This window comes from Streptomyces sp. NBC_00249 (genome assembly GCF_026342355.1).
Classification (GTDB): domain Bacteria; phylum Actinomycetota; class Actinomycetes; order Streptomycetales; family Streptomycetaceae; genus Streptomyces.
On sequence record NZ_JAPEMV010000005.1, the window covers coordinates 39,064 to 53,016 of the forward strand.

Genomic DNA, 13,953 nt, shown 5'->3' on the forward strand with positions numbered 1-13,953 from the left:
GGGGAGACAGGGATGACAGGACTGGAGACGGCCGTCTTACGGACGGCGACCACCGCGGCCGGAATGCTGCTGAAGGCACACCTGGGGCGCGTGCCGGGCGCCGGCCTCACGGACATGGGGGTGCGCCCGGCGCCGCTCTGGCGCCGGGCCGCACAGCTGGGCGAGCCGGAGATCCGCCGCCTCGCGGAGGAGCTCGCGGACCGGCTGGGGGCCGCCGCCGACCGGCTGCCCGCACACGAACGCCTGGCCGCGCTGGACGCGGCCGCCGACGCCTTCACCGGACCGGGCACGGTCGACGCCGATGCCCTCTTCGCGGCGGACCTGGACCCGGCGGCCCTGGCGGCCGCCCTGCCCGTCCCGCCCGGGGCCGGACTGAGCCCGGCGGCCGAGGCCGCCTGCCGGAAGCTGATCCGGCTGGTCTGCGTCCACGCGGTGGAGTACCTGACGACGCTGCCGGGGTTCGGAGCCCGCGCCGATGTGGAACTTGTCCGCAGGGCAGGCGAGTTGGCGCGGAAGGTGGACCGGCTGGGCGACACCGGTTCGGGGGCGGCGTACGCCTTCGAGGAGCGGTACGCCCGCTATGTGGCCGAAACCCACGGACGGCTCCAGCTGTACGGGCTGACCACCGGCCGGGCCCGGGAGGAATGGCCGCTGGACGTCGCCTACATCAGCCTCACCGTCAGCGGAGAACAACAGCTGCTGCCCGGCGAGCCGGGCGTGCGCCAGACCACCGCCAAGGCGGAGCACGCGCTCGGCACGGCCGACCGGGTGCTGCTGCGCGGCCCTGCCGGGTCGGGCAAGAGCACCCTCCTCCAGTGGCTGGCACTGACCTCGGCCCGGCGGACGGACGGGCCGTGGAGCACCTGCGTGCCGTTCGTCCTGCGCCTGCGGTCCTTCACCGGGGCCGGGAACCTGCCGCTGCCCGAGGAGTTCCTCAAGGCCTCGGGCGTACCGCTGTCGGCCCCGGCCGGCTGGGTCGAGGACCTCATGGTCAGCGGTCGCGCGCTGGTCCTGGTCGACGGGGTGGACGAGGTCCCGCAGCGCCTGCGCACCCGCACGGAGACCTGGCTGCGCTCGCTCGTCGCCGCCTTCCCGAAGGCCCGGTACGTGGTGACGACCCGCCCGTCGGCGGTCCCGGAGGACTGGCTCGCCGGGCTGGGGTTCGCACCGCACACGCTGCTGCCGATGGAGCGGGAGGACGTGGCGGCGTTCGTCGCGCACTGGCACCGGGCGGCCCGGGCCGAATGCGCGGGCAGCCCCGCCGGGGAGGACCTCGACGCGTACGAGGCCGCACTGCTGGAGGCGGTGTCGGCGCGCCGGGACCTCGGGCGGCTGGCCACCAACCCCCTGATGTGCGCCCTGCTCTGCGCCCTCAACCGGGACCGCCGCATGCAGCTGCCGCGCGCCCGCAAGGAGCTGTACGACGCCGCTCTGGACATGCTGCTGGTGCGGCGGGACACGGAGCGGGAGATCGCCGGGGTCGAGGGGGTGTACCTGACCCGCGACGAACAGATCGCCCTGCTCCAGCGGTTCGCGTACTGGCTGATCCGCAACGGCCAGGTGCAGGCCGGCCGGGACGAGGCCGTGGAGCTGGTGTCCGAGTGGCTCGACGCGATGCCGCAGGTGCGGGAGCACAGCGGTGCGGAAGAGGTCTTCGCGCACCTGCTGATCCGCAGCGGGCTGCTGCGCGAACCCGTGCCGGGCTCGGTGGACTTCGTCCACCGCACCTTCCAGGACTACCTGGGCGCCAAGGCGGCGGTGGAGTCGCGGGACTTCGGCGTGCTGGTGAAGAACGCCCACGACGACACCTGGGACGACGTGCTCCGCATGGCGGTGGGCCACGCCCGCCCCGACGAACGCGCCCGCCTGCTCCGGGGCCTGCTCCGCCGCGCGGACAAGGTCAAGGGGGTGCGCAGCAGGCTGGTCCTGCTGGCCGCCGCCTGCCTGGAACACGCCCCCGAGCTGGACCCGGCCCTCCGCCGCGAGATCGCCTCCCGGACCGCGGAACTGTTGCCGCCGCGCACACCGGAACAGGCGCAGGAGCTGGCGAAGGCGGGGGAGCTCGTGCTGGAGCTGTTGCCCGGCCCCGAGACCACTCTCGAAGACGAGGCGGCTGCGTGCGTCCGGACGGCGGCACTGATCGGCGGACCGCGTGCCATGGGGGTGATCGCCCGCTTCCGCCATGACGCCCGCACCAACGTGCGGTGGGAGGTGGCACGGAGCTGGCAGCACTTCGACGCCACCCCGTTCGCCGACGAGGTACTGGCCGACACCACCCTCGGTAAGACCATGGTCATGGTCCGCACTCCCGAGCAGTTGGCCGCCCTCGCCGGACTGCGGCACCTGGAAAGCGTGCACATCAGCGATGCCGAGGGAGTACCGGAGCACCTGGCCGACCTCAGTCTGAAGAGCGTCGTGCTGTTCCAGAACGGACTGACGGACCTCGGCGCGCTGACCGTTCACGAGGAGCTCGACTACCTGGGCCTCTACAGCTGCCGGAACCTGTCCGGGGTGGCACCGCTCACAGCCCTCCCGCGGCTCAAGAGCCTGGTGCTGAGGAACCTGCCCGACGGACTGGACCTCTCGCCCCTGGCAGAACTGCGCGCACTCGACTGGCTGACACTCGACACGCGTACAGACGTGCGGCGCGTGTCGGACCTCCCGGCCCCTCGAACCCTCACCACGCTCGTGGTGGGCCACCCCGACCTTCGGCTCGACTCCCTGGAACCATGGCCGGGCCTCAAGGCCCTGACCCTCATGGACGCTGCGCACGTGGCCGATCTGACGACGCTCACGCCACTGCCCGGGCTCCACACCCTCGGCCTGATGGACCAGCAGGATCTGGATCCCCGGGTCCTGCTCGGCCAGCCCCAGCTGACCGAGCTGCACCTGAACGACTGCCATTGCCCGCAGGGCCTGGAGACACTCCGGGACCTCCCCGAACTGAGGCGTCTGACCCTCACCGGATTCAACGGCCACTACGACCTCTCCCCGCTCACCGAGCTGCACCAACTGGAGATCACCCTCGGTGCGAAGATCGAGGTCGAGGGGGCGGGCGGGATCCCGCCCGAGCGGATCCGGCGCCTGAGCCCCTGGTGATCCGCCGGGCGGGAGCCGTTCGTCACCAGACCCGGACCGAGGCTCCCCTCGCGAAGGCCGGGCTGGTGGCTCCCGGGGGGATTTCCGTCAGGGGTTCGGCGATCTCCGTCACCAGGGGGCCGTGTTTGGCGGCCAGGGTGTCCAGGTAGGGGAGGTCGAAGCCGTAGACGCGGGCCGCGTTGCCGCCGGCCATGGCCGCGACCTCCTCGCGCGGGAGGCCCGCGTAGGCGATGCGCAGGCCTTCGCGGGAGAAGGGCGTGGTGCCCTCGTCGTGGGGGTAGTCGCTGCCCCACATGATCTTGTCGAGGCCGATCCGTTCCCGGAGCGGGACCTCGTGGGGGCGCATGAAGCTGGCGCCCACGAAGCAGTTGTCCCGCCACACCTCGCTCGGGCCGCGGCCCATGGACTCGGCCAGGCCCGCGCCGAACTTGGCCTCCGCGGTGGACGCCGCCGCGACCAGGCGGCCGTGGTAGTAGTCCAGCATCTCCAGCACGCCGGGGATCCAGCCGGAGCCCTGTTCGGTGAGGACCAGCTTGAGGTCCGGGTGGCGGCGGAAGGCGCCGCCGAAGATCAGGTGCCACAGGGCGCGGTGCGAGAACCAGGTGGTCTCCACCATGAAGACGGCCCGGGCGGCGGGTTCGTCACCGAGCGGGGGCGAGGCCGAGCCGCCGTGGTGGTTGACCGGGACGCCCAGCTCCGCGCACACCGCCCAGATCGGGTCGTACGCGGCCGAGTACAGCTCCGGGACGGGCGAGCCCGGCGGGACGCCGGGCAGCAGGATGCCGCCCGTCAGGCCCTCGGCCTTCGTGCGGCGGATCTCCGCCACCGCCGCGTCCACGTCGTTGAGGAGGATCTGCGCCACCCCGGCCCGCCGCCCCGGCGCGTCCGCGCAGAAGTCGGCCAGCCACCGGTTGTGCGCCTGGAGGCCGGCCCAGCGCAGCTCGTACTCCGCGGCCGTCGGCGGCTGGGCCATCAGGGAGGCCTTGGGGAAGAACGGCGGGATGGTGTTGGGGAAGACGACTTCCGCGACGATCCCGTCGGCTTCGAGTTCGGACAGCCGGCGCTGGGAGTTCCAGTTGCGGTCGGCGGTGTCCGCGAGGAGGTCCTCGTACGGGTTGACGTAGCCGGCGGCCCAGGTGTCGAAGGCCTCGTGGTGGCGTTTCGCCAGGTACGGCTTGTAGTCGAGGAGGTCGGCGCCCGCGTGGCAGTCCGCCGAGATGACGGTGTAGCGCTCGTCGGTCATGACGAGACCCCCAGGACCGGGAAGTCGTTGTCGGTCAGCCAGTGGCGGCCCACCTCCCGGGAGCGGGCCCAGGAGGCCTCGACGGCGGCCTGGTCCGGGGACTGGCCGAGCTCGGCCGGGGTGGGGCCGATCCGGCGGGCGACCGGGGCGAGCGCGGCCGTGTCGAAGCCGAAGACCTCGGCGGCGGCCAGGCCCAGCATGCGGCGGGTCTCCTCCACCGGGATGTCGTGGAAGGTGTTCTTCAGCCAGTTCCGGGTGTTGGGCCAGGTGCCTTCGGGGTGCGGGAAGTCCGAGCCCCACAGGATGTTGTCCACGCCGATCTCGTAGCGCTGGGCCAGTTCGCGGCGCTTGGTGTTCGTCGCGCAGATGAAGACCTGGCGGTCGAGGTACTCGCTGGGCGGGCGCCCCAGCTCGGCGAACGGGGAGAGCTTCTTGCCGCCGTGCGCACCGAGGTAGAGGCGGTCCATGAACCAGAGCTGGTTCGGCAGCCACCAGCAGCCGGATTCCGCCACGCCGAACTTGAGGCCCGGGTGGCGTTCGAAGACCCCGGACCAGAGCAGGAACCACAGCGGGCGGGCCGGCCACCAGGTGACCTCGGAGACGTAGATGCCCAGGTGGTCTCCGTACTCGTGGCGGGGCGCGGCCCCCGAGTGGGTGACGATCGGCATCGCCGTCTCGGCGGCGGCCGCCCACACCGGGTCGTAGCGGCGGTCGTGGTAGGGCGCCTTGTCCACCCACATGGAGGGGATCATCAGCGCGCCGAGCCCGGACTCCTTGGCCCGGAAGATCTCGGCGACCACCCGGTCCGGCTCGCCGGTGATGGGGAGGAGGGCGACCCCGCAGTGCCGTTCGGGGTTCTGCGAGACGAACTCCGCGAGCCAGCGGTTGTGCGCCTGCGCCCCCGCCATGCCCAGCTCGGGGTCCTGGTCGCCGGACAGGCCCAGGCCCACCCCGAAGGGGGCGGCGGTCTGGCTGTCGACGGCGTCCGCGTCGGGGAAGACGACCTCGGCGGCCACTCCGTCGCCGTCGAGTTCCTTCAGCCGCTGCCCCGCGTCCCAGCCGCCCTTGAGGCCTTCCTCGTGGTCGTGGAACCACTTCTCGGCGAAGGCCTCGTTGCGCACGCCGAGCCGGGTGGCCTCCTCGCGGCGGGCGTCGCGCTGGCCGAGGAACTCGTCGAACTGGGGGTGGAAGCGGGAGTCGAGGTAGGGCCGGTACCGCTCGGTCGGCAGGCCCGCGTGGCAGTCGGAGGAGATGATCAGGTACGGGTCTTCGTACGCGTTCACTGCGGGGCTCCTCAGTCGAGGATGAAGTGTTCGAGGTAGGCGGGGTTGGCGCGTTCGAGCATCGACTGCGACCGGGCGCGGATCTGCCGGTCGCTGTGCCCGCTCGCCGGGAGCATCCAGAAGCGGTCGGCGCGGATGCCGTCGACGACGTGCGCGGCGACCTCCTCGACCGGGGTGAACTCCACCTCGTGGCCGGCCTGCTTCATGGCGGCCTCGTACTGGTCGAGGCTGCGGTACGGGGTCCTGCGCGGGCGCTCCTTGGCGTAGCGCTCGGGCCGGTTGCGGTGGGACTCCCACAGGCCGGTGCGCAGCATGTGCGGTCCGGGGAAGAGGACGGAGGCGCCGACGGCCGCGCCCTCCGCCTTGAGGTGGGCGTACAGGGACTCCGTCATGGTGACCACGGCCGCCTTGGTGACGGCGTACACGGAGGCGGTGGGCAGCGGGGCGATGCCGCCGTCGCCGGAGGAGGTGTTGACGACGTGGCCGGGGCCGCCGACGGCGATCATGCGGGGGACGAAGGCCTGGATGCCGTGGAAGACGCCCCAGACGTTGACGGAGAAGGCCCATTTCCAGTCGTTGGGCTCGTGCTCCCACATCCGGCCCTCGGCGCCCGAGCCGACGCCCGCGTTGTTGCACAGGACGTGGACGGCACCGAAGGCCTCGTAGGCGGCGTCGGCGAGGGAGACGACGGAGTCGCGGTCGCTGACGTCGACGAGCCGGGCGAGCACCTCGGCGCCCTCGGCGGCCAGCTCCTCGGCGGCCGCGCTCAGGGCCCCCTCCTCGACGTCGGCGAGGACCACCTTCAGCCCCTCGGCGGCGAAGCGGCGGGCCATGGCGAGGCCGATGCCGCTCGCAGCTCCGGTGACGACGGCCACCTGTCCCGGTTCGAGGCGCATCTCAGACGCTCCCCTCGGGCGGTCCGTCGAGGATCTGCAGGGGGTCGTCGTAGCGCTGGTGGATGTAGGGGAGCAGGGCCTGGGCGCTGACGCGTTCGACGACCTTGCCCTTCTGGTCGGTGGTCTTCTCGCCGATGGTGATCTCCACGAGGCGGCGTACGGGGAGGTCGGCGACGGGATCGAACATCGACTCGCGCAGCACCACGTCACCGGTGATGTGCTCCAGCTTGCGGACCTTCTCGTTGCGCGTGCAGTGGATGAGCACCGGGTCGGCGTCGAAGCCCGAACCGTCCACCGCGGGAAGGAACTTGAAGTAGAAGTCGGTCTTCTTCACGGGCTCGGGCAGCGGCAGCACGCGGTCCACGGCCCCGCGCACCTCCACGAAGGCGATCCCGTGCCGGGCGAGGGAGGCCCGTACGACGAGGCCGTCGCGCTCCACGGTGACCTCGCCGAGCTTCTTCGGCTCGCCGAACACCTCGCGGCCGCCGGTGAGGGCGCGCTCGTGGGTCATCGGCATGACCAGCGGGTACCAGCCCTCGACCCCGTCGTGCTGGGCGGCGACGGCCACCGAGCCGGCGCCGAGCGGGTAGCCGGGCAGGTCGACCTTGCTGATGTTGGCCCGTACGAGGGGCCGTTCGGCCGGCTTGAGCGGCGGGGGCAGGACCGCCGCCACCACGTCCGGATCGCTCTCCCAGACGGCGACGACCCCGGTGGACCAGATGTCGGGGAGCTTGGAACTCTTCTCGCGCGACGCCGCGATCTCGGCCTCGGTCCGCGCTCCGTACCGTACGCGTGCCATGTCTCGCACCACCCTTCGGTCGGTTCTGTAACACAGTTACACTGCCGCCGTGGAAGGGTAAAGACCCCTGCACGCAAGAGAACTGACGATCAGGCAGATTGGCGGCCCCTGACCATGCCGAGGAACTCGCTGACCCGCGAGGAGGTACTGGCGGCAGCCGCCGCCCTGGTCAGGCAGCACGGTCCGGCCGCCCTCACCATGCGGGGGCTCGCCGCCGAGCTGGGTACGGCCGTGACCTCGATCTACTGGCACGTCGGCAACCGCGAGTCCCTCCTCGACGCGCTCGTGGAGCGGACCGTCCAGGAGATGGGCGCGGTCCGCCCGGCCGGCCGCACCCCCGCCGAGCGGATCGTGTCGGTGGCCCGGATCCTGCGCCGCGAACTGCGCGGGCGCCCGCACCTGATCGCGATGGTCCACGAACGCGGCCTCACCGAGCGGATGTTCCTGCCCGCCCAGCAGGCCCTGGTCCACGAGGTGCACGCCGCCGGGCTGCGCGGGGCGCGGGCCGCCGACGCGGTGCGCGCCGTCCAGTTCCAGATCGTCGGCTTCCTGCTGGTCGAGCGCAATCGCGAGCGCTCCCCCGCCCAGTCCCCGGCCGAGGGCGAACTCTGGGACCCGGCCACGGCCCCCGACGATCCGGCGCTCGCCCGCGCCCTGGCCCGCCCGGCCGATCCGGAGCGGCTGTTCCTGCTGTCGGTGCGGGCCCTGACCGAGGCCCTGCTCGCACCACCACCGGGGAATTAAGGATTTGCCGCGCCGTGCGGGCCCGTGATGGGATCCGTCGTACGGGGGCGGCTCCCCGGCGTGCATCCTTCTCCCTTCCTCCAACGAACCCGCGCGCCCACTCTCCGCCCCCGTTTTTTCGTTCCCGGAGGGGGAATTCACCCGTGTCTGCCATCGAGTCCGTCCTGCTGCGCCGGCTGGGGACCGTCTACGTCGACTCACCGCCGGCCGCCGCGACGCCCGGCCGCGAAGGGGTGCGGCCCCTGGAGGCCGAGCTCCTCGAACGCGGCCATGCGATGGGCCCGGAGCTGCACGCCGCGCTCTCGGAGCTCGCGCCGACCGACCTCGCCGAGGAGCGGCTGCGGCTGCTCGCGCTGGTGGACGAGCTCATGGGCGCCGACCGCACGCACAAGCCGCTCTTCCGCCGCTTCCCCTTCTCGATCCCGCACGACACCGAGCACTGGTACGTCAGCCGGATCTTCGCCCTGCTGCTCCAGGAACCCGAGCAGCCGTGCGTGCTGTGCGGGCAGGCCCGTACGGTCCACCCCGTCGCGCCCTGCGCCCACCTCGTCTGCCGCGCCTGCTGGGACGGCTCCGACTACACCGGCTGCCCCGTCTGCAACCGGCGCGTCGACGCCGCCGACCCCTTCCTGCGCCCGGGCCTCCTCGGCCGGCCCGCCCGCGCCGCCCGGGCGGGCCGCAAGGTCGAGGACCCGCCGACGGGCCCGCTGCGGCTGCTCCGGCTCGGCACCGGCCTGCCCGACGACTGCGCCCGGGTGATCGCCTCGCTGCTCGCCCGGCAGACCCCGCTGTCGCCCGAGGACCGCGACGACCTGGCCCTCCTGCTGCCGACCGCCCCGGCGGACCTCGGCTGGCTCCCCGAGCGGATTCCCGTACGGGAGACCAAGGCGCAGGTCCTCGCCACCCTGCTGGGCGACTGGCGGACCGAGGAGGCGGCCCGGCCGCTGCTCGCCGCCCGCCTCACCACCGCCACCGACGTGCTGCGGCTGCTCGCCGTGCTCTCCGGCGGGAACGCGGGCCTGCTGCCGCTGCCCCGGTTCACGAACCTCGGCCGGCCGCTGCGCCGGGAACTCCTTCGGGTGCTCGACGCGTTGAACCCGCAGTACCTGGTCGAGGACCTGCTGCGGCACCCGGTGGCCTGGAAGCGGGCCGCCGAGACCCTGCACCCCTTCGAGCGGTACGCCCGCCACCCCCGGGCCGCGCTCGCCTTCGCCGTGCTGCGGGGCACCACCGTGTCCACCGCCTCCCCGCTCGGCACGGCGCTGCTGGAGACGGCCGCCGCGCACCCGGAGGCCGTACGGGTGGACGGGGACCGGATCCGGCCCGCCACCTGGGCCGGCCGGCTGGAGCAGGCCCTCGCCGAGGGGGACGCGGGGGCGGCGGCCGCGCTCGCCGGGCAGCGCCCGGGTGAACTCGTACGCCGCCTCGACCACCTGCTGCGCCTGCACCAGGGCCAGGAGCCGCTGCCCGAGCTGGAGCGGGCGCTCGCGCGCGGGCTGCCCTCCGTCGGCGCGGGCCCGCTGCTGTCCGCGCTCGGCGCGCTGCGCACGCGCGCCGAGGACCGTACGGGCGGGCGCCGGGTGTTCTTCCCGCGCGGCAAGGTGGCGCGGGCCCAGGTGGCGTGGGAGGAACGGGCTCCGCTGCCCGCGCCGCTCGTCGGGGCGGTCGTGGCCCGGCTGGAGGGCGAGGTGCTGCGCCGGTTCGCCGCCGCCGACGGGGACCCGTACGAGCTGGCCGTCCTCGACTCCGGGCTCGCCGACCTGACGGTGCCCTCCGGTGAGCGCACCGCCGCCAAGGCGCTGGTGGCCGTCCCGCGCGGCAGTACGCAGACCCTGCCCGAGGGCGAGGTGCTGCGGCTGTTCCTGCACTGGACGGAGCCCGCGGACAACCGGACCGACCTCGACCTGTCGGTCGCCTTCTTCGACGCCGACTGGCAGTTCACCGGCGTGTGCGACTACACCAACCTGAGGCACGGACCGGCCGGGGCCGCCACCCACTCGGGTGACCTCACCTCGGCGCCCGCACCGGACGGCGCCACCGAGTACGTGGACCTGGACCTGGCCGCCCTCGCGAAGAACGGGGACGTGTACGCGCTCCCGCTGGTCTTCAGCTACAACAACGTGCCCTTCGAGGAGCTGCCGGACGCCTTCGCGGGCTTCATGGCCCTGCCGGCGGACCGCCCGCGCGGCTCCTCGTACGATCCGCGGACCGTGCGCCAGCGCTTCGACCTGGCGGGCGACTCCCGGGTCTGCATGCCGATGGTCGTGGACCTCACCGCCCGCCGGGCGCTGTGGACGGACGTCCACCTGCCGGGGTCGGGCGGCTTCCAGAGCGTGGCCTCGCACGGGGCGCGGCTCGCGTCCATGGCCCGCGACGTGTGGGAGCACTTCGGCTCCGGGACCCGTACGACCCTGTGGGACCTGGCGGTGTGGCGGGCCGCGGCCCGCTCCCGCGAGGTGGCCGTCGTACGCCGGGCAGCTGCTCCGGGGTCGCCCGACGGGCTGTGGGTGTACCGGGCCGGGGCGGACGAGCCGGTGGCCGGTTTCGCCGCCCGGGTCGCCGCGCTGGAGGAGCCCCAGGCGCGGCGGGAGCACACCGACGCCGACGCGGCCGCCGCCGAACTGGCGGCGGGGCGGCGGGTGTTCCTGGCGACCGTGTACGCGGGCGTGGCCCCGCCCGGGGCTTCGGGGACGGCGTACCGGCTCTTCCCCGGGCCGGCCGAAGTGGCCGGATCCTTCACCTCGGTGAGCGCCGGGGACCTGGTGGCGGAGCTGGGGCCGGCGCCGGGTGCGACGGCGGGGGCCGGGCCGGAGGCGAGGGCGGGGTCGGGGGCGGGCTGACAGGGCATCGGGCCACGGCTGTCAGTCCGTGCCGATATCCTCTGTGACCATGCTCTACGACCGTACGACCGCAGAGGCGGAATGGCCGACCGCGTACCCACAGGGGTACGCGGTCGTCGACGTGGAGACCACCGGGCTCGCTCGCGACGACCGGATCGTGTCCGCGGCCGTCTACCGGCTCGACGCTCAGGGCAACGTCGAGGACCACTGGTACACCCTGGTCAACCCGCGCCGGGACCCGGGCCCCGTCTGGATCCACGGCCTGACCAGCGACATGCTCGCCGACGCGCCGCTCTTCGAGGACATCGCCGAGGAGTTCGCCGTCCGGCTCGCGGACCGGGTCCTCGTCGCGCACAACGCCATCTTCGACTGGCAGATGATCGCCCGGGAGTACGCGCGGGCCGCCACGACCGCGCCGGTCCGTCAGCGGCTGTGCACCATCGCCCTGTCGAAGGAGCTCGACCTCCCGCTGCCCAACCACAAGCTGGAGTCCCTCGCCGCGCACTACGGCGTCGTCCAGCAGCGCGCCCACCACGCGCTCGACGACGCCCGCGTGCTGGCGGAGGCCTTCCGCCCCTCGCTGCACGCCGCCGCGCAGGGCGGGGTACGGCTGCCCCTGCTGGAGTGCCGCCCGCTGACGGAGTGGTCGGACTCCCCCGCCACCCCCCGGGTCGGCTACCAGGCTTCGTACGGGGGCGGCGGCAGCTGGCGGGCCTCGCGCAAGCGGCCGCCGTGCCCGCACCCGAACCCAGGGCGCTTCGAGGACGGCAAGCCGCTCAAGCAGGGCATGCGGATCGCCTTCTCGGGCGACACCTCGGTGGACCGCGAGCTGCTCGAGGACCGGGCGGTGGAGGCCGGGCTGCACGTCGCGACGAGTGTGTCGCGGCTCACCAGCCTGCTCGTGACGAACGACCCCGACTCCTCGACCTCCAAGACGGTCAAGGCGAAGTCCTTCGGCACCCCCGTCGTCGACGAGGCGGCCTTCACCCAGCTGCTGCGGGACGTGGCGCCCGCGTAGGAGCGGGGCCGGGGGCGCGTTGCTCCTCCCGGGTGCAGGCGCGGCGACTCACCCCGGTGGATCTTGTTCCGGTCCGCCGGCCCGCCCAGCATGCGGCGCATGGCACGTTGTGAGGTCTGCGGAAACGATTACGGCATGTCCTTCGAGGTGCACGCGCAGGGCGCGGTGCACGTCTTCGACTGCTTCTCCTGCGCCATCCACCGCATGGCGCCCATCTGCGAGCACTGCCGGGTCCAGATCATCGGGCAGGGCGTCGAGGTCGAGGGACAGTGGTTCTGCGGCGGGCACTGCGCCCGCGCGGAAGGGAGGGTGGGCATCGTCGACCGCGTCTGACCCCCGTCCCCCGCCCCTGCCCCTGCCCCCCGCCCGACCGTCCACGACCCCGGAAGGCCACCCGGCCACCGGGGTCCTCCTCGCTGCGGGTACCGTCGTGGGCGTGTACCGCTTTGTACTGACCCGGCAGTGGGTGTGCCTCACCCTCGTCGCCCTCGTCCTCGTCCCCACGATGGTCAAGCTGGGGTTCTGGCAGTTCCACCGCCACGAGCACCGGGTCGCGCAGAACGGGCTGATCGCGAAGAACCTGTACGCGGAGCCGGTGCCGGTGACCGAGGTCACCTCGCCCGGCCACACCGTCCCGCGCGACGACTACTGGCGTGCCGTCACCGCCACCGGTACGTACGACTCCGCGCACGAGGTCGTCGTACGGATGCGCACCTCGAACGACGACAAGGTCGGCTTCCACGTCGTGACCCCGCTGGTGCTCGCCGACGGCCGGGCCGTGCTCGTGAACCGGGGCTGGGTGGCCGGCGGGGACGACCCGCGCGCCTACCCGCCGGTGCCGGCCGCGCCCTCGGGCGAGGTCACCGTCACCGGGCGGCTGAAGGCGGACGAGACGAGCGGCGGCAGCGGCATCAAGGAGCGCAAGGGCCTGCCCGACCGCCAGGTGATGCTGATCAACAGCGGGCAGCTCGCGGCGGGCGAGGGCCGGCCCGTCCTCGGCGGCTACCTGGAACTCTCCGCCCCGGCACCGGCGGACGGCAGTCCCGAGCCGGTGGCGGAACCCGACCACGACTCGATCGGCGCGCACATGGCGTACGCCGTCCAGTGGTGGCTGTTCGCGGCGGCGGTGCCGGTGGGATGGGTGATCCTGGTCCGCCGGGAACGGCGCGACCGCGAGGAGGCCGCCGCGAAGGCCGTGTCGCCGGAGCCCGCTTCGACGTAGCGTGACCCGCATGGATCTTGGACTGAAGGACCGTGTCTACGTAGTCACCGGCGCGACGCGCGGCCTCGGCTTCGCCTCCGCGCGGGAACTGACCGCCGACGGGGCGCGGGTCGTACTGACCGGCCGGGACGAGGAGCGGGCGGCGGACGCGGCCGCCGAGCTCGGCCCGAACGCGGTCGGCGTCGCCGCCGACAACGCCGACCCCGAGGCGGCGGCGCGGCTGGTGGCCACCGCCAAGGAGCGCTTCGGCCGCTTCGACGGCATCCTCATCAGCGTCGGCGGCCCGGCCCCGGGCAGCGCGGCGGACAACACCGACGCGCAGTGGACGGCGGCGTTCGAGTCGGTGTTCCTGGGCGCGGTCCGCCTCGCCAGGGCGGCCGCCGCCGAGCTGGGCGAGGGCGGGGTCATCGGCCTCGTCCTGTCGGGCTCCGTGCACGAGCCGATCCCCGGGCTGACCATCTCCAACGGCCTGCGGCCGGGCCTGGCGGGCTTCGCGAAGTCCCTGTCGGTGGAGCTGGGCCCGCGCGGGATCCGCGTGGTCGGACTGCTGCCGGCCCGGATCGACACCGACCGGGTGCGGGAGCTGGACTCCCTGTCCGGGGACGCGGCCGCCGCGCGGGCGGGCAACGAGTCCCGCATCCCGCTGCGCCGCTACGGCACCCCGGAGGAGTTCGGCCGCACGGCGGCGTTCCTGCTCTCCCCGGCGGCCTCGTACCTGACGGGCGTCATGCTCCCGGTGGACGGCGGCTCCCGCCACGGCTTCTGACCCCTGCCCTGGCCGGGCGCCGACCGGACACCCCGGCGTGCCT

General features: G+C 73.6%; 11 protein-coding genes. 7 read left to right on the forward strand and 4 right to left on the reverse strand.

The genetic code is table 11. The features are described 5' to 3' along the window. The first annotated feature begins 12 nt into the window (after window positions 1–12). Window positions 13–3,099, forward strand: coding sequence for an NACHT domain-containing NTPase (locus OOK31_RS21920; protein ID WP_267088999.1), 3,087 nt, complete (start codon window positions 13–15; stop codon window positions 3,097–3,099). Window positions 3,100–3,121: 22 nt separating this feature from the next. Here OOK31_RS21920 and OOK31_RS21925 read toward each other — a convergent pair whose 3' ends face one another. The 4 genes from OOK31_RS21925 to OOK31_RS21940 are packed head-to-tail and all read right to left on the reverse strand — an operon-like array spanning window position 3,122 to window position 7,320. Continuing rightward, entirely contained in the window at window positions 3,122–4,342 is a 1,221-nt protein-coding gene (locus tag OOK31_RS21925) for an amidohydrolase family protein (protein ID WP_267089000.1), read from the reverse strand. After that, window positions 4,339–5,625, reverse strand: coding sequence for an amidohydrolase family protein (locus tag OOK31_RS21930; protein WP_267089001.1), 1,287 nt, complete (start codon window positions 5,623–5,625; stop codon window positions 4,339–4,341). The genes OOK31_RS21925 and OOK31_RS21930 overlap by 4 nt, the downstream gene beginning before the upstream one ends. 11 nt (window positions 5,626–5,636) lie before the next feature. Continuing rightward, window positions 5,637–6,521, reverse strand: coding sequence for an SDR family NAD(P)-dependent oxidoreductase (locus OOK31_RS21935; RefSeq protein WP_267089002.1), 885 nt, complete (start codon window positions 6,519–6,521; stop codon window positions 5,637–5,639). Between the two features lies 1 nt (window position 6,522). Next, window positions 6,523–7,320, reverse strand: coding sequence for an acetoacetate decarboxylase family protein (locus OOK31_RS21940; protein WP_267089003.1), 798 nt, complete (start codon window positions 7,318–7,320; stop codon window positions 6,523–6,525). A gap of 114 nt (window positions 7,321–7,434) precedes the next feature. Here OOK31_RS21940 and OOK31_RS21945 point away from each other — a divergent pair, with 114 nt between their 5' ends. From OOK31_RS21945 to OOK31_RS21970, 6 genes are all read left to right on the forward strand, one after another. Then, on the forward strand, window positions 7,435–8,064 hold the full coding sequence (locus OOK31_RS21945) for a TetR/AcrR family transcriptional regulator (protein ID WP_267089004.1): 630 nt from the start codon (window positions 7,435–7,437) through the stop codon (window positions 8,062–8,064). 143 nt (window positions 8,065–8,207) lie between these two features. Further along, entirely contained in the window at window positions 8,208–10,904 is a 2,697-nt protein-coding gene (locus OOK31_RS21950; RefSeq protein ID WP_267089005.1) for an MXAN_6230/SCO0854 family RING domain-containing protein, read from the forward strand. Between the two features lie 43 nt (window positions 10,905–10,947). Next, complete coding sequence (locus OOK31_RS21955; protein WP_267089494.1) at window positions 10,948–11,922, forward strand: DEDDh family exonuclease; 975 nt, start codon at window positions 10,948–10,950, stop codon at window positions 11,920–11,922. Between the two features lie 99 nt (window positions 11,923–12,021). After that, window positions 12,022–12,255: a hypothetical protein gene (locus tag OOK31_RS21960; RefSeq protein WP_267089006.1), complete on the forward strand. Its 234-nt coding sequence runs from the start codon at window positions 12,022–12,024 to the stop codon at window positions 12,253–12,255. Window positions 12,256–12,358: 103 nt separating this feature from the next. After that, a complete protein-coding gene (locus tag OOK31_RS21965) occupies window positions 12,359–13,144 on the forward strand; it encodes an SURF1 family protein (RefSeq protein ID WP_267089007.1) in 786 nt (261 codons plus the stop codon). Between the two features lie 10 nt (window positions 13,145–13,154). Beyond that, the gene (locus OOK31_RS21970; RefSeq protein WP_267089008.1) at window positions 13,155–13,910 is read left to right on the forward strand and encodes an SDR family oxidoreductase; all 756 of its coding nucleotides are present in this window, start codon (window positions 13,155–13,157) and stop codon (window positions 13,908–13,910) included. The last annotated feature ends 43 nt before the right edge of the window (window positions 13,911–13,953 follow it).

Excerpts from the sequence above, each read along its gene's own strand:
- OOK31_RS21920 (WP_267088999.1), top strand. The coding sequence starts at position 13 with ATGACAGGACTGGAGACGGCCGTCTTACGGACGGCGACCACCGCGGCC.
- OOK31_RS21925 (WP_267089000.1), bottom strand. The coding sequence starts at position 4,342 with ATGACCGACGAGCGCTACACCGTCATCTCGGCGGACTGCCACGCGGGC.
- OOK31_RS21935 (WP_267089002.1), bottom strand. The coding sequence starts at position 6,521 with ATGCGCCTCGAACCGGGACAGGTGGCCGTCGTCACCGGAGCTGCGAGC.
- OOK31_RS21940 (WP_267089003.1), bottom strand. The coding sequence starts at position 7,320 with ATGGCACGCGTACGGTACGGAGCGCGGACCGAGGCCGAGATCGCGGCG.
- OOK31_RS21945 (WP_267089004.1), top strand. The coding sequence starts at position 7,435 with ATGCCGAGGAACTCGCTGACCCGCGAGGAGGTACTGGCGGCAGCCGCC.
- OOK31_RS21960 (WP_267089006.1), top strand. The coding sequence starts at position 12,022 with ATGGCACGTTGTGAGGTCTGCGGAAACGATTACGGCATGTCCTTCGAG.
- OOK31_RS21970 (WP_267089008.1), top strand. The coding sequence starts at position 13,155 with ATGGATCTTGGACTGAAGGACCGTGTCTACGTAGTCACCGGCGCGACG.